Raw genomic sequence first — 19,232 nt, 5'->3', positions numbered from 1 at the left:
CTATTCAGTCATTCACCGCAAGATGCACACCACACGCCCGGATTTCGCCATGAGCCAGCCCATCGAAACCATCACCAGCACATCGAACACACTGGTCAAGACCTTGAAAAGCCTTGAAAGGAAGAAAGGCCGTCAGGAGACCGGCCTGTTCCTGGCCGAGGGCGCGCGCCTGGTTGAACAGGGCCTGGAGCGAGGCTGGCAAGCCGAGACCCTGATGATCGCGGCGACCATGGCGGATCGTCCCCATCTGGCCGCGCTGGCCGCCCGCGCCGAAGCCAGCGGCGCCAGGGTGGCGCTGGCCGCCGAAAACCTGATGTCGCGCATCACCCACAAGGACAATGCCCAAAGCGTGATTGCGGCATTCCGCCAGAAATCAACGCCCCTTGAGGCGCTGGCGGCGCCCGGTTCCGGCATCTGGATTGCCCTTTATGAAGTGCGCGACCCGGGCAATCTGGGGACCATCCTGCGCACCGCGGACTGCGCCGGCGCCAGGGGGGTCATCCTTCTCGAAACCTGTTGTGACCCTTACAGTTTCGAAGCCGTTCGCGCGTCCATGGGGTCGATCTTCGACATGCCATTCGCGCAAGCCTCGTTCGCCGCATTCCAGGCCTGGCGAACAGAGAACACGCTCAGCCTGACGGCTGCCTCGGTCAATGGCACGGTGCGCCATGACAAGGCGGCGTACGGCGCCCGGTCGGCCATCATCATGGGGAACGAACAGGCCGGCCTGCCCGCCGAAATCGAGGCGCAGTGTGACACGCTCGCGCTGATCCCGATGCGCGGCGGCGCGGACAGCCTCAACCTTGCCCAGGCTACCGCCATCATGACCTACGAAGCCTGGCGCCAGGGTGACTTCCGATGATTACCGAGACCAGGCTGCTCATCGCCGACGACTGGACGGACTATGCCCTGCTCGACAGTGGCCACCTGATGAAGCTGGAGCGCTTTGGTGACCAGACCGTCATCCGGCCCGACCCGCAGGCTTTCTGGGAACCCGCACGGCCGGTGGACACGTGGAAAGCCGATGCCATTTTTTCCAGCAAACACAGCGACGAAGACGGTGGCGGGCAGTGGGAAGTCCGCTCTCCCCGCGCAGTGGATGCGTGGCCGATGCAATGGAACAACCTGCGCTTTACGGCCCGCCGGACGGCGTTTCGGCATATGGGGGTTTTCCAGGAGCATTCGGTCCACTGGGCGTTCGCCCAGGCGCAGATCCGGGCGGCGAAGGCACCCGTCAAAGTGTTGAACCTGTTCGGCTACACCGGAATGATGTCGCTGGCCTGCGCCGCGGCAGGCGCAGAGGTGACGCATCTCGATGCGAGCCCGAAGTCGAACGGATATGGCAAGGATAACCAGGCCCAGAGCGGGCTTGCCGACCGGCCCATAAGGTGGATCGCCGACGATGCGATGAAGTTCGTGGCGCGCGAGATCCGGCGCGGGAACCGCTATGACGCCATCGTGCTCGACCCGCCGAAATTCGGCCGCGGACCCAAGAATGAAACCTGGCGATTCGAAGAGGACCTGCCGGAATTGCTGGACGGAATTCGCACGCTGCTGAGCGACCGGCCCCGCTTTGTCATCCTGACCGCCTATGCCGTACGCCTGTCGTACATCGCCTTGTCGCAGGCCCTGGGCGACCGGGTATCTGCCCTTGGCGGCATCATGGAAACGGGCGAAATGGCGTTGCCGCAGACAGGGGCTGACCGCCTGCTGCCGACAGCCATCTATGCCCGCTGGCACGCCGGCGACTGACGCGGAATCCAGGGGGATTCGACGAAGCCGGTCGGCCGGATTGTTTCATCTGGCGTTGCACGGACACCTGCACGGAAAAAGCACGGAACGTGCCCGGATGATGCCCGGACAGGAACCCGTTTGCACGAATGAAACCCCAAAAGAAAACGGCGGCCCCGAAGGACCGCCGTTCCCGAATGTTTGCCGTGAGGCGTTGGACTAGAAGTCCAGCGTCGCACCAACGAAGATGTAACGACCCAGCGCATCATACGACTGCGGGTAGGTGTTGTTGTTACCCGTCGTACCGACCGAAGCCGACAGTGGCGGATCATCGTCCAGAACGTTGTTAACGCCGAAGCGGAACGTCGCGTAATCCGTCGCGCCCCAAGTACCGGCGAGATCGAAGTAGTTCTGAGCGTCCAGCGTGGAGTCGACGCGGCCAGTTGCACCGGTGTCGAGATCGACTTCACCAATGTAGCGCCATGTTGCGTTGAGCTCGAGAGCATCAACCGGCGTTGACCAGCTCAGACGGGCGCGGTGGCGCCATTCTGGCGTTGGAGTGAAGCAGTCGTTGCCGTATTCGCCGACACAGTCGTACTCAGCGAAGGACTGACCGATCGGGTCAACATCGAAGCTGTCGAGGTACGTGCCGTTCATGGACAGGTTGAACGAACCAGCCGTTCCAGCATCGAAGCCGTAGGCAGCGCTGACATCGTAACCGGAGGTCGAAACGCCACCGATGTTGATGTTCGTGTCGACCACGTTACCCGTACCGACCCAAAGTTGGCCGTTAGCGTTACGGTTGATGCGGCTACAGGCATCTGCGTCACCTTCAAGGTAGCAGAGCTGCATCGTCACGGATGCGCCAACAGTCGAAATGGCCTTCTCGATATCGATGTCATAGTAGTCCAGCGACAGGCTCAGACCCGGAATGAAGGTCGGAGTTGCCACGAAACCGATCGTGAAGGTTTTCGCTTCTTCAGGCTCGAGGTTCGGGTTGCCACCTTGCAGGAAGTTGTACTGACCAGCAGGGCTGTCCAGCAAACCACCGTCGGCTTGCGCCTGGGTCACCTGCCAAGGATTGGAACCGATACAAGCTGCACCACCGGTGCCGTCGTTTTCCGGATCCGTGAAGTCACAGAGGTCATCGTCAAGGTCGAACAGGTTGAAGCCCTGTGCCTGGAAGAGGTCGATGACGTTCGGTGCGCGAACCGCCTGCTGGTAGCTGGCGCGGAAGCGGATGTCCTGGGTCGGAGCGTAGTCACCGCCAAGCTTGTAGGCTTCCGAGCTCGAACCAGTCGAGTAGTCAGAGTAACGATAAGCACCTTCGATCGAGAGAAGCTCGACACCTGGCTGACCCGTCACGAGCGGCATCTGGAATTCACCAAAGGCTTCATACGAGTCAATGGCACCGGAGAGACCGATCGTTGGTCCGCCCTGACCAGCACCGTCGCCAGTGGCGAAGGAGTTGTCAGTAACCGACTCAAGCGAATCACGGCGGTATTCGACACCGGCAGCGACTTTCATGCCTTCGTCAGCAGCCGGGCTCTTGAAGCCATACTGGCCCAGATCACCCGAGACGACGGCCGAAACGATGTTCTGGGTCGTCGTACCGTTCTGCAGGAGCGGAACCTGAAGGTAATCAAGCGAAGCCTGCGAGACGTTGCCGATCGTGAAGATATCCCACGGCACACAGTTCGGATCTGTACCGTCAAGAACGCTGGCACAAACTGGCGTGCCAGTGCCGTCATCAACGACGTTCAGGGCACGGTTCAGACGCGTGACCGAGAATTCATTGGTGTAGGCACGCGACAGGGTGACCTGCGAGTATTGCGCCGAGACGTCATACGTCCAGCCTGCTGCGTCGAAGAGATCGCCGCGAAGGCCAACGACACCACGGTACGTCTGGTAACCGAGGTTATCCGTACGTCCGCCACCTTCAACGTTGCGGCGGGCAACGTACATCGTCACAGAGTCGCCATTGGCAACGTTTGCCGGCGTACAGCCGAGATCCGTCACTTGCGAACCTGACAGAAGCGGGTTGTCGCAGTTGATGGAGTTGGTGCTGAAGAAGTTGCCGGTTGGCGCGATTTGTGCGCGCGACTCGTAGTCCATGAACATGAACTGCGTGTAGGCTTCGACATTCGGGTTCAGCTCATAGTGACCCATGAAGCCGACCGAATAACGTTGGTCAGGACGCTGGTAGAAGTTCAGCGGTCCGAAGTTGTAGAGATCCGAGTCGGAATCGAACGGACGGAATGTGTTTCCGGTCGCCGAATCCAGCGTGAACTCGTCATTGTTCTGGGTCAGGAAGTAACCCGGAACGGACGTTGCCGAACCACCGCAGGTGAAGCCGGTCGCCGTAGCGGAACCGATGGCACATGCAGAATAGTCACGGTCGCCGCCGAGGACTTCGTCGTTGTCGCGGAACGAGATGTAGCCGGTCAGGTTGCCGCGGCCGTCGTCCGTGTTGACACCCATGATCGCAGTGATCTCTTTCGAGTAGCCGTCGATGACATTGTCATCAGGCAACTGGAACTGCGACGGGTTGGTTGCGGCGCGATCAGCGATCACGCTGCGAAGGTTACCGTTCGTGTCATAGTCGTTGTTGTGCTGGAAGAAGCCGTATTGTGCGTCCAGCTGAACGCCTTCGAAGTTGTCCTTCATGATGAAGTTGACAACACCTGCAACAGCGTCGGAACCGTACACAGCCGATGCACCACCGGTCAGCACGTCAACGCGCTCGACGAGGGCACCCGGGATCAGGTTGAGGTCGGCAGCCGCATCGTTCGGCGAACCGTAAGGCATGCGCTTGCCGTCGATCAGGACGAGCGTACGTGTCGCCGAACCGCCGAGGTCGAGGTTACGAAGCGAAACCGTTGCCGTACCGGACGCGCCGTTTGACACGGTCGAGTTCTGAGCAGCAAACGCTTGTGGCAGTTGGGTGATCAGGTCTTCGACCTTGGTTGCACCCTGCAGCTTGATATCAGCGGCCGTAACCGTCGACACCGGGCTGGTTGTCACGAGGTTCGGCGAAGCAATGCGCGAACCAGTGACGTAGACTGTTGCCTGGCGGGCTGTCGCATCTTCGGCGGCGGGCGCCTCGACGGTATCGACGGTGTCTTCCGCCTCCTGTGCGGTGGCGAGCATGCTCGCCGACGCCATGAATGCTACGCCCGCAAATACGGACGAGGCAAGCAGGCGGGATTTTATGGTATTCCCGTTCACGTTGGTACCTCCAATGGTTTTTACAGATGCGCCCTGAATCGACGCTGGCCCGAACCCCTGAATCCGGGACTTGCTGCTATCGATAGGGCTTTCATCACTGAAACGTCAACGCGCCGTTACGTTTCTGTCACCAAAACCGAGGCGGTGTGGTTTATTTGCCTCAGTGGCAGGCAAGTTGTGCCTCAAGTCAGGAAGAAACTGAGCACGACGAGACCAATCGCCAGCATTGCCAGCAATATCATACTGAGAATAAGCAATAATACGGCCCTGAGGCCCGAAAGCAGGCGTCCCGACCCATAGGTTACCCTGACAAGACGATAGAGGTAGGCCAGTACCAGGGCGAAACCCAGCCCAATAGCCCAACCTGTCGTGGAAGGAATCGCAGCTACAACTATTAGTAGCGCTGTGCCGAGAACATAGAGAAACGTCTGGAAATGCAGGCCCGTGATCAGGTGGTCGTACATGTACACCTGGCGGTGCCAGGCATACAGCAAGGCGAGCAGCAGCGAGAAGACAGGCAGGAAGAGCAGGCTGAACCGCGGTGCCCACTGGCGCAGGCGCGCGCCGAATCGATCCTGATTCTCGAACACGGTCGCAGCATGGTCGATTGTGCGGTATGCCACCTCGATCTCGGCCGGAGTCGTGTCCGGGTCCGCCCGCTCCTCGATCAGGGTGCGCAACGCGACACGGTCGATCTTGCCGTCCGGCAGAAGGATTTCAGACATTTGAATGCCGCTGCCGATGACAACCTGGCTGTCCGCGAGTTGCGCACGGGTCGCGTCGTCGAGACCAGGATCGGCCAGCGCCTGGTTGAGCGCATCGCGGGCGGCGCGGTCTGCCGGCAGTGTCAGGCCGACTTCCAAACCGCTTTCCGACGGTTGGTCGAACCTCAAGCCGCCGAACCAGCCCATCCGGTCGCCGAGCGAGAAGATCGTCAGGAAGAATATCACCGACGCCAGCAGGAACATGCGGAACGGCGGCACGTAGCGGGCCCGCTGGCCGTCGAGATAGTTGCGGGTGAGGCGTCCCGGGCGGAACAGCAATAGCGGCAGCGAGCGCAGCAGCCTGCCGTCGAGCGCGAACATGTCGCCCAGGCTGCCCGAGATGAGGTCCCAGACAGGGCGGTGGAAGTCCGATGCCAGCTGGCCGCAGGTGGAGCAGAAACGGTCAGGGACCACTTCACCGCAATTGGTGCATGGCAGGCCGGACTGGACCGGGTGATGCGACCCGGATGTCAGCCCGCTGACCGAGGCCGCACCGGCCGCTTCGATGTCATGCTCCATGTCGCCCTCCCGCGACGCAGAAACCTATTCGGTCTTCATACCCTCCCGGCAGAGGAAACGCGAGCGGTGTTGGTCGACGGCGTTGTCGGTCCAGCCTGTCAGGGTCGGATCGACCAGGTTCTTGGTGACCTGGTACCACATGGGCGTGATCGGATAATCGCTGAGCATGACCTGTTCCGCCTTCGCGAAGGTCTCGGCCCGCGTCTTGAGATCGAGCTCGGAATTCGAGAGGGCCAGCAGCGCATCATATTCCTTGTTCGAATAGCGCCCGTAATTCTGCTGGCCGGTGTTCGATTCCAGCAGGTAGAGGAAGTTCAGCGGATCATCATAGTCTGCGACCCAGGCACCGTCGGCGACCTGGAAATCCGACTGGCGCAGCCGCGCATAGAGCACTTTCGTGTCCTGCTTGATGATCGTCGGTTCGACCCAGGGCGCGATTTCGGCCCAGTTCGCCTGGGCAACAGGCGCGACTTTCGGGTTGTCGTCCGTCGAGCGGTGGATGAACTCGAATTTCAGCGGATTGTCCGGGCCGAAGCCAGCCTCTTCAAGCAGGCGCCGGGCTTCCGCCAGCCGGTCTGCGCGGGGCGCGTCCTTCCAGTCGACGGAAGGACGTTCCACGTTGTAATTGCTGATTCCCGGAGGAACCATCGAATAAGCGGGCAGGAAGCCCGGCGTCAGGACGTTGCGGATGATGAATTCCCGGTCGAGCGCCATGGCCAGCGCCTTTCGGACACGGACATCCTTGAACGGCGCGTTCTGGGAATTGAACGTCCAGTAGGTGGTGTTGAGGGACGGCGTCGTGCGCGGCCAGCCGACGAATTTCTGTTCCAGCTCGGCCTGCCGGGCACCATCGAACGCGTTGTTGATGTCGAGCTTGCCCGCCGCAATCTTGTTCTCGACAGCGGTCGGGTCTTCAAGTTCGTAATAGACGACCCTGTCGAAGCAGACCTGGTCGGCATGGAAGCCGGTCGGGCTTTTCTCCGACACGAGCTGGTCGCCGGTGCGCCAGTAGACCAGTTTGTACGGCCCATTGGTGACGATGTTCTCCGGCTGGATCCAGGCATCGCCATACTGCTCGACGATGTGACGCGGCACGGGATAGGTCGTGTAGTGGGTCAGCAGGCCCGGCAGGTAGGGCGCCGGGTATTCAAGCGTGATCTCGAGTGTCTTGGCGTCAATCGCCCGAACGCCGAGTGCGTCGCCGGGCATCTCGCCGGCGTTCACCTCTGCCGCATTCTTGATGACGTAGAGCAGCGAGGCATATTGCGACGCGGTTTCCGGCTTCTGGATGCGGCGCATGGCATACACGAAATCGTCGGCGGTCACCGGCTCGCCGTCGGACCAGACATAGTCTCCCAGCTTGAATGTCCAGACGAGGCCCATCGGGTCGGTTTCATAGCTGGTCGCCATGCCGAGTTCCGGCTTGCCGGCCTGGTCATGGGTCATCAGGCCGATGAACATGTCGCCGATGATGATGTTCTCCCACTGGGCCGACGACTTGTGCGGGTCGAGCGTGTCGACCTTCGCCGAAATGCCCCGACGCAGCGTCGGCACATCATCGGACGACTGGCCACCGCTCCCGCAGCCGGCAAGGCCCAGCATGAGGGCAGCGGCCAGAGTCAAACTCTTCAAGGGGGTCAGCATCATGTTTCCTGTCTCCAATGGCTTTCCGGCGCGGGCCGGATTTGCCACAGTGCTGCCAGAGTGGCACGGCTTTGGGAAGCCTGTGCCCGACATGTGGACCGAAGGATGCCCTGCCATGACCCGATTTTTGAGCGCGATCGCCGCGATCTGCGTCATATCCCTGCCCGCGCTGGCGCAGGATATTTCCACAAGCGACGTCTATGCCTGCGCGGAAACCAGCGACGATGCTGCGCGGCTCGCCTGCTACGACTCAGCTGTCGGCAGGCTGAAGGCAGCCGAAGAGGCAGGCGAGGTCACGACGATCTCGCGGACCGAAGTGGAAAAGGTCAAGCGTGAGTCATTTGGTTTCTCCATTCCGTCCCTGCCGTCGCTGGCGTTGCGCAAGAGCGGCACACCGGACAAGGAGCTGGAAGACATCACGGCGCCGGTGCGGTCTGTGCGGATGGACGGTGCGGGCCGGTTGCGCGTCACGCTGGAAGACGGACAGGTCTGGGTGCAGACTGACGACAGGAGCATGCGCGCGAAGGACGCCAAGGAAGCCCACATCTACCAGGCCATGCTCGGCAGCTACAAGATGAAGCTGGACGGCAGGGTCGCCTTCAAGGTGCGCCGGGAACAATAGGGCGCAAACCCGAATTCGCTTGGCAGGCGAAGCTGGTTTCGGCACTCTCCCCAAAAAACCGGGAGAGGGAACGACATGACGAGGCATATTGGCTGGGCGCTTCCTGCCCTCCTGCTGGCGGCTTGCGCCCCCAGCGAACAGATCGAAGCTGACCTTGGCGCGGCAACGCCGCTGGCGGCGGCCCCCCAGCCGACTGCGGCGCCGACCCGCAACGCCTATTTCGGCGACGTGCACGTCCACACCGGCAATTCGTTCGACGCCTATATCTTCGGCGTGCGGGCGACACCGGACGATGCCTACCGGTTCGCCAAGGGCGAAGCCATTCGCCACCCTGCCGGGTATGACATGCAGCTGGCGGGCCCGCCGCTCGATTTCCTGGCCGTTACGGACCATGGTGAATACCTGGGCGTTGTGCCGGCGATGAACACGCCGTCTTCCCCCTTGTCGCAGACCGCCCTCGCACAATCGGTGTTCGGCGCCGATGCAACGGATCCCGGCGCCTCTTTCCTGCGCGTCGGCATCACTGTCGTCACGGGCGAGGAGATCGCGGAAATCTATGACCGCGACCTCATCGATTCCGTCTGGGCGGCCACGATCGATTCCGCAGACCGCAACAACGAGCCTGGCAAGTTCACGGCCTTTTCAGGCTATGAATTCACGGCGATGCGGCAAGTCCCCGGCGACGGCCCGCCGGCGGCCGGCAACCTGCACCGCAATGTCATCTTCAGGGGGGACGCGCCCGAGCGCCTGTTCTCGACGCTGGACTCCACCAATCCGGAGGACTTGTGGACGTGGATGGAAACCCAGCGCAGCGAAGGCCGCAACGTGCTGGCCATTCCGCACAATTCGAATGCCTCCAACGGCGAGATGTTCGCCCTGCAGACCTATGATGGCGAGCCGCTGACCGCGGCCTATGCCGACAAGCGCATGCGGAACGAGCCGCTTGTCGAGGTGTCGCAGGTCAAGGGCACGTCGGAAACAATGCCGACCTTGTCGCCGAATGACGAATGGGCCGGTTTTGAACAGTACGAATATTTCATCGGCAGCTCGCTGAAACTGACGCCCGGGGCGGGTGACTTTGTCCGCTCGGCCTACCAGCGCGGCCTTGCCTTGCAGGAGACCGAAGGATTCAATCCGTACAAGTTCGGCCTGATCAGTTCGAGCGACACGCATGTCGGCGCAGCGTCGCTGGTGGAGCAATACCACTGGGGCAAGACCGCGCAGGACGGCGCCAGCCCCGAGGCCCGCCGATCCGTTCCGCCGAATGGCCGCAAGACATGGGACGGCGCGGAAGATCCCAGGACACGCAGAGAGATAACGGCAACCCAGTTCAGCTCCAGCGGCCTGGCGGGCGTCTGGGCGGAATCCAATACGCGCGAGGCCATCTTCGATGCCATGCAGCGCAAGGAGACGTTCGGCACGTCGGGTCCGCGCATGAAGGTGCGCTTCTTTGCCGGCATGGATTATGAGCCGGCCATGCTGGACGATACCGACCTGCTGGTGCGCGCCTATGATCAGGGTGTGCCGATGGGCGGACAGCTGGAGCGGGTGACGGGAGAGACCGCGCCCGGCTTCGTTGTCTGGGCGATCCGCGACCCGCTTGGCGCCCCCCTGCAGCGGGCACAGGTTATCAAGGTCTGGTCAGACAAGGGCGAAACGCACGAGGCCGTGCACGATGTCGCCTGTTCGGGCGGCGCCCTGCCGGACGCAGCGACCCAGCGCTGCCCCGACAATGGCGCCAGCGTGGATATTTCCGATTGCAGCACTGCGGCGGGGACAGGCGCCAACGAGCTGAAGGCCTATTGGCAGGACCCGGATTTCGACGCCGCGCGCGAAGCCGCGTACTATGTGCGTGTGCTGGAGAACCCGACCTGCCGCTGGTCAACCTGGGATGCGGTGCGCAACGGCACACCACCAAACCCCGAACTGCCGGAAACCGTGCAGGAGCGCGCTTGGTCGTCGCCCATCTGGTATGCCGGGTTCGACCCGCTAGCGGTGGAATAAGCCGTCAGGATGCAGAGCGGACAAGCTCGAACCTGGAACGGACGGTCGGCGCAGCATCAGGGCTGTAGACCCGGCCTTCCCGGATCAGCGCCATCATGTGTCCGAGCACGGACATGGCGGCAGCTGGATGCAGGCGCTTTTCGACATTGGCGTACATGATCTCGACCATGGCCGGGATCGACGTTTCGCCTTTGCCCAGGTGCTCGAGGATCGACGCTTCGCGGGCGCGCCGGTGGTTGGCGTATTCGGTGATGAACTCCTCGACGAAGGCCTTGCCGCGGACAGGGTCGCCATGCGTGGGCCAGAGTGTCTCGAAGCCGCGCATGCGGATCTTTTCGAGGCTTGCCATATAGTCGGCCATGTCGCCGTCCGGCGGGGCAACGACGGTGGTGGACCACCCCATGATGTGATCGCCGGAAAAGCAGGCATTCTCTTCGCGCAGGGCGAAACAGAGATGGTTGCACGTGTGCCCCGGTGTTTCGATGGCATCCAGTGTCCAGCCGGGGCCGGAAAACGAGTCGCCGTCGCCAACCCGGACGTCAGGAACGAAGCCGAGATCGTCAGCGCTGCCGAGTTCGCCCTTGGCGGTCAGCACGCCGCAATTCTTCGCATATGTCTTGCAGCCGGCCCATTCGGCGAGCGGCGCCGCGAGCGGGGAATGGTCGGAATGGCCGTGACTGACCAGCACGTGCGTGACGGTCTCGCCTTCCAGCGCGGCCTTCAGCGCGTCGAAATGAGTCTCGTCCATCGGGCCGGGATCGATCACTGCGACTTCGCCCTTGCCGACGATGTAGACGCCGGTGCCGACATAGGTGAACGGGCCCGGATTGTTCGCGATGACACGGCGGATCAGCGGGGAGACCTGCTGTACCACGCCGTACTCGAATTCTATTCCGCGGACGTATGGAATTGCCATGACTGGATCACTCTCGAGCTTGTTGCCTTGGCGGGATTCGTCAGCGCTTCTTCGGTGCGAATGCGCCGGCGAAAGCCTGTGCCATTCGGCGGGTAGCGCGCAATTTGGCACCCAGCCTCAGGGCCACTGGCGGGCCCATGTCGGTCTTGTTCGCATCAACGATATAGATTTGTCCGGACACGCGATCCCGCAGGACATCCACGCCGCCCCAGTCCAGGCCGACACCGGCTGCGAATCGCTCGATCACCGCAATTTCTTCCGGCGAATAACAATTGCGGGGCTCGTCGAGCAGGACTTCCACATTCTCGTTGAGGAACCGGCGCGCCAGCGGGCGACGCTTGCGGAACACGACGATCGGGGTTCCGCCAACAATGCAGCACCGCAGGTCCTCGACGAGGCCGCCTTCGATCTCGTTGTCGATCAGCGCCTGGTAGACCTTGCCGGCGAGCGGCGCGTCGAGAGGGCCTTCGAGGATACGGCCATCATGCGCCGCGTTCAGTTCGGACTTCTCGACCATGCGGCCCATATAGGTTGTCGGGTCGACCGTGAGCGAATAGCCGGCGGCGCTTTCGAATGCGGCCGCGACAGTGGATTTCGACACGTCCTGGCAGTCGAAATTGACCAGGCGCACGCCGTCACGGGTCTGGGGAACGGCATTGTTGGTTTCTGTCGAATCGTCGAACTGGAACACGATGTCGGCGGTAGACACATCATCGATCAGCTTGGCGCCGGATACATGCATGACCGGCCAGATGAAGTACCAGGGGCGCGGCTTGTCGGGGTAGAAGGCGATCGTCGGGCGCTTGTGACCGGTCACGCGCCGCCATGTGCGCCAAGTCTGGGCGAAAAAGTAAAAGCAGAACCAGGTGAAAATGCTCTGCAGAAGGGAGAGGTCTGGAACGATGCGGTGCCCGGTCTTCTTAACCAGGATCGTGCCTTCGTCGTATTTGAAGTCCGTGATCCAAAGACGTTCTGACATATTGTCAACTCCTGCAGCGGGTCCGAAGACTCACGGCGCCCTCACTCGCCTTGCCTCGCACGCTGATAGTTCACTGACAACTCACTTAATGCGGCGAAATTGTGAATAATTGCTCACAATTGCTTTATCGGTTAACGCGCCTGCCGCTATAGAAGGTCTTGTATACTCGACAGATCATATCCCGCACCTGCTGCAGCATCGAGAATATCGTCGCTGGCGCCCTGCCCGGCCTGAGTCAGCGCCCAGGCGGTGATGCAGCGGGTGCCGGTGCGGCAATACGCCAGCACAGGTTGTGGGGCTTCATTCAGTATATTCGACATCCGTTCGACGATTTCCGGTGTCGGGGCGCCGGAAAACGGCAATGCCGCGAAGCTGAGACCAAGCGACTCGGCCTTGGCGCGGATAGCGCCCATGCGGGGCTGGTCAACGCCTCCCTCGCCGTCCGGACGGTTGGCGACGATCGTCTTGTAGCCCGCCGCGGCGATCGCCTCGACATCGGCTTCGGAGATCTGCGGGGCAACGGAAAAAGCGTCTGTGACGCGTCGAATGTCTGCCATGTGATATATCCTGAAGTGTTGGCACGGTCTTGATCGGCTCTGTACACAAGCTAAGGAGGATGATGCAACCTGCCAACCGGCAGTGGTCGCCTTTCGCGCAACAGTCAGAAACCGTTACAGAAAGCCCGTTCCCTTTGTCATCAATCCAGCGAGCCCTTAGCCGCGTTCCGTGGGCCTACACGTTCCGGCGCCTGTTGATTGCAATTCCAACCATGCTGGCCATCATCACGATGGCGTTCCTGATGATGCGCGCCGCGCCGGGTGGCCCGTTCGACGGAGACCGCAAGTTGCCGGCCGCCACCGAACAGGCGATCGCGGCGAAATTCGGCTTCGACAAGCCACTGCACGAACAGTATTTCAACTATGTGGGCGGCGTGCTGCAAGGCGATTTCGGCCCCTCCTACAAGACGCTCGGCAAGAGCGTGAATGACCTGATCGCCGATGGCCTGCCCATTTCACTGGCAATCGGCTCGCTCGCCATGCTGCTGGGAATCGGGCTTGGCACGTTGCTGGGTGTCTTTGCGGGGCTGAGGCAAAACACGGCGGCTGATTTCAGCGTCATGGGCATCGCGATGGCCGGCATCTCGATCCCGACCTTTGTGACCGGCCCGATCCTGATCCTGCTGCTGTCACTGGGCGCCGGCATATTCGCGGTGGGCGGCCTGGGCCAGTACCCGAATATCGGGATGAATTGGTACAACATGACCCTGCCGGTGGTGACGCTGGCACTGCCCCAGATCGCGATCATCTCGCGGCTGATGCGCGCCTCGATCATCGAGACGATGCGCTCCAACCATATCCGCACTGCGCGTTCCAAGGGCCTGTCAGAGCGCCAGGTGATCATGCGCCACGCCCTGCCCGCCGCCCTGCTGCCGCTGATTTCCTATGCCGGCCCCGCCATGGCCGGCGTGATGACCGGCTCGGTGGTGATCGAGAAGATCTTCGGCCTGCCCGGCCTCGGCTCGTACTTCGTGAACGGGGCGCTCAACCGCGACTACACGCTCGTGATGGGGGCCATCATCGTCTACGCCGGCCTGATCGTGATCCTGAACCTGGTCGCTGACGTGCTCTATGCAGTGCTTGACCCGAAAGTGAAGTACGACTGATGACCGATATCGACCCCATGCTCGACCCGACCGGCCGCATCGAACCGGTCACCCAGGCCTTCGTCGGCGGACGCTCCCTGTGGGAAGACGCGCGCGCGCGTCTGTTCCGCAACAAGGCCGCCGTCATCTCGATGTGGATTCTCGGCGTGATCGTGCTGATCGCCGTCTTCGGCCCGATGGTGTGGGTGAACGACTACAAGCAGATCTCGGATCTGAGGACCATCGCGCCCACGCTGGACGGCTGGCATGTGCTGGGCACCGACATCCAGGGCCGTGACCTGCTGGCGCGCCTGATGATCGGCCTGCGCATCTCGCTCATGGTGGGCGTTGTCGCCACGGCCGTCAGCCTCGTGATCGGGGTCACCTGGGGCGCCACTGCCGGCTATCTCGGCGGGCGGGTCGACAATTTCATGATGCGCATCGTCGACGTGCTCTACGCCCTGCCCTTCATCTTCTTTGTCATCCTGCTGCTGACGGTGTTCGAGCGGAACATCGTGCTGATCTTCGCGGCGATTGGTGCCATCGAATGGCTGACCATGGCGCGTATCGTGCGCGGACAGACACTGGCCATCAAGGGCAAGGAATTCATCGAGGCGGCACGGGCCGCCGGCGTGTCGCGCCGCGCGATCATCATCCGCCACATCCTGCCGAACGTGATCGGCCCGGTGGCAGTCTACGTGACGCTCACCATTCCGGTCGTGATCCTGGCGGAGAGCTTCCTGTCCTTCCTGGGCCTCGGCGTGAACGAGCCGCTGACGTCCCTCGGCGTGCTGATCTCCGAAGGTGCCAAGACGATGGAAGAGAAGCCCTGGATGCTGCTTGCGCCTGCCATCACCATGGCGGTCACGCTGCTGTGCCTGAACTTCATCGGTGACGGCCTGCGCGACGCGCTGGACCCCAAGGAACGCTAGGGCCGGGGCTACTTCAGCCGGCCGTCGATCTCGGTCAGCAATCCGCCCACGCGCCTGGCGTTCATGCCCAGATCGGACAGGCCGACCCGGCTGATCGAGCGAATGTCGATGCGCGACCCGTCCCCTTCGGGCGCGATGCGGAACAGGATATCATCCTTGAAGCCGAACCAGCCAGACGTATGCGTCGCTTCGATGCGTCCGGACTCGATGTCCGCCGTGACGATCTCCCAGCCATGCGCCTTCACGGTTTCCAGCACGGCATTGTAGGCCATGTCGTAGGAAACGGCCGGCTCGATCAGCGGGGCGATCGCGGGATAGAGCGCATCCTTGGGTGATTTTTGCCTTGCCGGATCGTATTCGGCTTCCTCCTGCAGTTCCGAAACAAGGCGGCCGCCTGTGCCGGGCCAGTTCTTTTCAATGCCGGGCGCCTGAGGCACCGTCGGCGCGTCTTCCACGGCATTCGATGCCTTTGCAGCGGTGCGTACGTCCAGCAAAGCCTGGCTTGGTTGAATCGGCATGCTCCAGTCAGTCTGCGCCTCATGGATTGGAGGCAGGCGCAACGCGTTGAGTTGAAACCCCATCCAGCGGAACCCGACCAGGGCGATGATCAGAAGCGCCCCAAGCGACAGCATGAGCGCACGTTTGCGAGGCGCCGCGACCAGCGACACCACAATGGCCGTGATCGATGCAAGGGCTGCGGCGCCGATCACGAACCGGCCATATCCCGCGGTGACATTTCCCATCATCTTGCCAAGTCCGAAACCGTAATCCCAGACGCCGAACTTGGTTCCCAGGGCCGCCACGGCGAACCACAGGACCGCAAAAATCGACAGGCCGAGCGCAAAACCGGCAAACTTGCCGCGCCATCCAGAGTCTTGAGAGTCCATAGCAGGTGCCTTTCCGGCGAGGGGGATTGCGTGATTCAGGCTGTAGGTAGTTTGTAGTCCTTGAACGTCTTGCGAAGGGCCAGCTTGTTGATCTTGCCAGTTGCGCCGAGCGGGATCTCGTCAACAAAGGCGACGTCATCGGGCGTCCACCATTTGGCGATCTTGCCTTCGAGAGACTTCAGGATCTCTTCCTTGGTCGGCGTCTCGCCCGGCATCGGCTGGATGACCAGCAGCGGGCGTTCGTCCCATTTCGGGTGGTAGACACCGATCGCCGCTGCATTGGCGACCTTGTCATGGCCGACTGCAATATTCTCGATATCGATCGAGGAAATCCATTCACCGCCAGACTTGATGACGTCCTTGGCCCGGTCGGTGATCGTCATCGTGCCGTACTGGTCGAGATTGGCGACATCGCCCGTGTCGAAGAAACCGTCGGCGTCAAGCACGTCGCCGCCGGCACCCTTGAAATAGCCGGCCGCAATCGCCGCGCCGCGAACCAGGAGGCGGCCCGACGTTACACCGTCGCGCGGCAGGACATTGCCTGCGTCATCGACAATGCGCAGTTCGACACCGAAGGGCGGGCGGCCCTGCTTCATCTTCTGCGCCATGCGTGTATCGACATCGGCGTCGACAAGATGCGGCGGCAGCGTGCCCAGCGTGCCCAGCGGCGACGTTTCGGTCATGCCCCAGGCGTGGACAACATCGACCTCGAAGTCCTGTTCGAAGGCCCGGAGGATCTTCTCGGGGATAGCCGAACCGCCGATGATCACCCGATTGAGGTACGGCAGCTTCAGATTGTTTTCCTCGAGGTAGTTCAGCAGCATCAGCCACACCGTCGGCACCGCTGCCGTGATCGTGACCTTCTCGGTATCGAGCAGTTCATAGATCGAGGCGCCGTCCATCTGCGCGCCGGGCATGACCATGTTGGCGCCGGTGGCCGGACAGCTGAGGGCCAGGCCCCATGCATTGGCGTGGAACATCGGCACGACCGGCAGGACGACATCCGCGCACCCCATGCCCATGGCGTCCTTCGACATGGTGACCAGCGTGTGCAGGACGTTGGAGCGGTGCGAATACAGAACGCCCTTCGGATCACCGGTGGTGCCAGACGTGTAGCACAGGCCGCAGGCGGTCTCTTCCGGGAAATCGCCCCAGCGGCACTCGGTCGAGCGTCCGTCGATCCAGATGTCGAAGGGAATGGCACCCAGCGAGTTCTCGGGCATCGTGTCGGCGCCAGCATAGATCACGAATGTCTTCACGGTCTCGAGCAGGCCCTTGATGGACTCGACGATCGGCAGGAAGGTCTTGTCGAAGATCAGGACCTTGTCTTCGGCATGGTTGGCGATCCAGGCGATCTGCTCGGGGTGCAGGCGCGGATTGATCGTGTGGAGCACAGCGCCGATACCCATCGTGCCATACCAGGACGCCATGTGCCGCTCGGAATTCCAGCCCAGCGTCGCCACCCGGTCACCGAGACCGATGTTCATGTCCTTCAGCGCGTTGGAGACCTGCTTGGCATGCGTGTAGAGCTCTGCGTACGTGGTGCGGACGATGTTGCCTTCCACGCGGCGCGTGATGATTTCGCGCGCGCCGTGCTGCTGGTTCGCGTGTTCAAGTATCTTGTCGACCGTCAGTGGCCAGTCCTGCATGATGCCCAGCATCCGAATTCCTCCTTTGTGCGGCCCCCGAAGGCTGCCGCTTTTCTCCGTTGTGGTCTGGTGTATTCGCGGTATTGCTGCAGCGCAAGGAAGAGGAGCGCGAAGATGGTGCGGACGGCGGCTTTGATAGTGTCGGTATGGCTTCTCGGGGCATGCGGGGTGCCGCCCACCAGCGAGGCACCCGGCGACCAGGCCTCGACCGCGCAGGCACAGGCGCAGGCCACCCTGGCGCTTCCCGCCTATTTCGATTGCGTGCGCGAGAACAGGGGCGTGCTGATTGCGGCGCATCGGGGCGGTCCGGCACCGGGCTATCCGGAAAACGCCCTTGAGACGTTGCAGCACGGGTTTGCCGAGGGCATCCGGGTGTTCGAGATCGACATCGCTGAAAGCCGTGACGGCGTGATGGTGCTGATGCACGATAACCGCGTCAACCGGACGACGACCGGCAATGGCTATGTCGCCGATATGGACTGGGCTGACCTGGCCGACCTTTCGCTGGTCGACAATGACGGCAAGCGCACGCGTTTCTCGCCACCGAAGCTGACGGACGTCCTGATCTGGGCGAAGCAGTCGGGCGCGATCCTCGAACTCGACCGCAAGCCGACGACCAGTTTCCGCAATATCGCTTCGGCAGTACGCGCGGCCGGCGCGGGCGACAATGTGTTGCTGATTTCCTATTCCGACGACGAAGCCGCCGCCATTGCGGCTGCCGACCCGGATCTCATGTTGACCGCTTCGGCCAGGGGATCGCGGGACATCGCCCGTCTGGAAGACCGGGGCGTCGACCGCACGCGGCTGGTCGCCTGGACCGGTACGGGCTCACCTGACGCGGCCGCGTGGGCACGCAACACCCAGCAAGGCGTCGAGTCGGCGTTCGGAACGCTGGGCCGCAAGGGCGAGCGGCTCGACGACCAGTATTGGGCTGATGGCGATGCCAGCGAGTACCAGGACCTCGTCGACGACGGACTCGTGCTCCTCGCCACCGACGAGCCCTACCGGGTTGCGGCCGCGCTGACGTCGGATGACCTGGCGCGTGAGAAATGCGGGCGTTGACGAAAGCCTGATCCGGGCGTATGTGCGGCACCGGTTTGAGACACCTGCCGCTCGCCGGGGCCCGTTCCCGATGGTGAAGATCTCACAGGCGCCCCCGGGCGGCTGTACTTACAGGATGCTGAACCCTCTTCCAGCGGTCCTGCGGCAAGGCGAGCTCCCGCGTTGACGTGACCGCTTCTGGATGACGGTAAAGGATCTATCTCATGTCACCCTCGATCAATACGCGCGAACAGGCGAAAGCCCGGGCGCGCGAAATCCGTGCAGTGGAAACACTTGCCGGACATGCAATCTCCCACTCCGCCGCGCTTGAACGTGTCGCAGCCGAACTCGGCTACCGTGACTGGAACACCGCCTCGGCCCGCCTGTCCAACCTGCCGGAAGTGCCCGTGCAGGTCGGCGACCGGGTCAGCGGCCTCTACCTCAAGAAGCCGTTCGAGGGCGTCGTTCTCGCGGTGCGCGACATTGGTGGCGGCTCGGCCTTTGAAGTGACCCTGCATTTCGACGAGCCCGTGGATGTCGTCGAATTCGAGTCCTTCTCGGCCTACCGCCAGCGCGTCAGGGCCACGATCGCCGACGATGGCAGCTCGTGGTCAAAGACGAGCGATGGCCATCCGCACATGCGGTTGCTGTCGGTCATGAACGGGATCGTCTGA

General features: G+C 62.3%; 16 protein-coding genes. 8 read left to right on the top strand and 8 right to left on the bottom strand.

Annotated elements, in window-relative coordinates; genetic code table 11:
* The first annotated feature begins 49 nt into the window (after positions 1-49).
* On the top strand, positions 50-862 hold the full coding sequence (locus HJO_RS15445) for a TrmH family RNA methyltransferase (protein ID WP_051618698.1): 813 nt from the start codon (positions 50-52) through the stop codon (positions 860-862).
* Entirely contained in the window at positions 859-1,752 is an 894-nt protein-coding gene (locus tag HJO_RS15440; protein ID WP_035618671.1) for a class I SAM-dependent methyltransferase, read from the top strand. The genes HJO_RS15445 and HJO_RS15440 overlap by 4 nt, the downstream gene beginning before the upstream one ends.
* Positions 1,753-1,950: 198 nt before the next feature.
* Here the strand turns inward: HJO_RS15440 and HJO_RS15435 are convergent, their stop codons facing one another.
* The 3 genes from HJO_RS15435 to HJO_RS15425 all read right to left on the bottom strand — a co-directional run bounded on the left by HJO_RS15435 (position 1,951) and on the right by HJO_RS15425 (position 7,889).
* Complete coding sequence (locus HJO_RS15435) at positions 1,951-4,959, bottom strand: TonB-dependent receptor domain-containing protein (protein ID WP_035618670.1); 3,009 nt, start codon at positions 4,957-4,959, stop codon at positions 1,951-1,953.
* 182 nt (positions 4,960-5,141) lie between these two features.
* Positions 5,142-6,242: a DUF3667 domain-containing protein gene (locus HJO_RS15430; protein ID WP_035618668.1), complete on the bottom strand. Its 1,101-nt coding sequence runs from the start codon at positions 6,240-6,242 to the stop codon at positions 5,142-5,144.
* Between the two features lie 24 nt (positions 6,243-6,266).
* Positions 6,267-7,889 carry a peptide ABC transporter substrate-binding protein gene (locus tag HJO_RS15425; protein ID WP_035618667.1) on the bottom strand — a complete coding sequence of 541 codons (1,623 nt, stop codon included), beginning with the start codon at positions 7,887-7,889 and terminating at the stop codon, positions 6,267-6,269.
* A 112-nt stretch (positions 7,890-8,001) separates the two neighbouring features.
* Here HJO_RS15425 and HJO_RS15420 point away from each other — a divergent pair, with 112 nt between their 5' ends.
* Both HJO_RS15420 and HJO_RS15415 read left to right on the top strand, forming a co-directional pair.
* Positions 8,002-8,508: a hypothetical protein gene (locus tag HJO_RS15420; RefSeq protein ID WP_156945753.1), complete on the top strand. Its 507-nt coding sequence runs from the start codon at positions 8,002-8,004 to the stop codon at positions 8,506-8,508.
* Positions 8,509-8,583: 75 nt separating this feature from the next.
* The gene (locus HJO_RS15415; RefSeq protein WP_035618664.1) at positions 8,584-10,512 is read left to right on the top strand and encodes a DUF3604 domain-containing protein; all 1,929 of its coding nucleotides are present in this window, start codon (positions 8,584-8,586) and stop codon (positions 10,510-10,512) included.
* Between the two features lie 4 nt (positions 10,513-10,516).
* On the opposite strand, the gene HJO_RS15410 is transcribed toward HJO_RS15415, so the two are convergent.
* From HJO_RS15410 to HJO_RS15400, 3 genes are all read right to left on the bottom strand, one after another.
* A complete protein-coding gene (locus tag HJO_RS15410) occupies positions 10,517-11,428 on the bottom strand; it encodes an MBL fold metallo-hydrolase (protein WP_035618663.1) in 912 nt (303 codons plus the stop codon).
* 40 nt (positions 11,429-11,468) lie between these two features.
* Positions 11,469-12,407: an ATP-grasp domain-containing protein gene (locus HJO_RS15405; RefSeq protein WP_035618661.1), complete on the bottom strand. Its 939-nt coding sequence runs from the start codon at positions 12,405-12,407 to the stop codon at positions 11,469-11,471.
* 146 nt (positions 12,408-12,553) lie between these two features.
* Entirely contained in the window at positions 12,554-12,964 is a 411-nt protein-coding gene (locus HJO_RS15400; protein ID WP_035618658.1) for a protein tyrosine phosphatase family protein, read from the bottom strand.
* 134 nt (positions 12,965-13,098) lie between these two features.
* Between HJO_RS15400 and HJO_RS15395 the strand changes: the two genes are divergently transcribed.
* Both HJO_RS15395 and HJO_RS15390 read left to right on the top strand, forming a co-directional pair.
* Positions 13,099-14,070 carry an ABC transporter permease subunit gene (locus HJO_RS15395; protein ID WP_084142093.1) on the top strand — a complete coding sequence of 324 codons (972 nt, stop codon included), beginning with the start codon at positions 13,099-13,101 and terminating at the stop codon, positions 14,068-14,070.
* A complete protein-coding gene (locus HJO_RS15390) occupies positions 14,070-14,981 on the top strand; it encodes an ABC transporter permease subunit (protein WP_051618692.1) in 912 nt (303 codons plus the stop codon). The genes HJO_RS15395 and HJO_RS15390 overlap by 1 nt, the downstream gene beginning before the upstream one ends.
* A gap of 8 nt (positions 14,982-14,989) precedes the next feature.
* On the opposite strand, the gene HJO_RS15385 is transcribed toward HJO_RS15390, so the two are convergent.
* Entirely contained in the window at positions 14,990-15,868 is an 879-nt protein-coding gene (locus HJO_RS15385; RefSeq protein WP_035618655.1) for a DUF1499 domain-containing protein, read from the bottom strand.
* A gap of 35 nt (positions 15,869-15,903) precedes the next feature.
* Complete coding sequence (locus tag HJO_RS15380) at positions 15,904-17,529, bottom strand: long-chain-fatty-acid--CoA ligase (protein ID WP_035618652.1); 1,626 nt, start codon at positions 17,527-17,529, stop codon at positions 15,904-15,906.
* Positions 17,530-17,631: 102 nt separating this feature from the next.
* On the opposite strand from HJO_RS15380, the gene HJO_RS15375 reads away from it, so the two are divergent.
* Positions 17,632-18,579 carry a glycerophosphodiester phosphodiesterase family protein gene (locus HJO_RS15375; protein ID WP_084142086.1) on the top strand — a complete coding sequence of 316 codons (948 nt, stop codon included), beginning with the start codon at positions 17,632-17,634 and terminating at the stop codon, positions 18,577-18,579.
* A 203-nt stretch (positions 18,580-18,782) separates the two neighbouring features.
* Positions 18,783-19,232 carry a glyoxalase superfamily protein gene (locus tag HJO_RS15370; RefSeq protein WP_035618649.1) on the top strand — a complete coding sequence of 150 codons (450 nt, stop codon included), beginning with the start codon at positions 18,783-18,785 and terminating at the stop codon, positions 19,230-19,232.

The sequence above is a fragment of the Hyphomonas johnsonii MHS-2 genome (assembly GCF_000685275.1).
Lineage (GTDB): Bacteria > Pseudomonadota > Alphaproteobacteria > Caulobacterales > Hyphomonadaceae > Hyphomonas > Hyphomonas johnsonii.
This window is presented reverse-complemented; position numbering and strand designations above follow the sequence as displayed.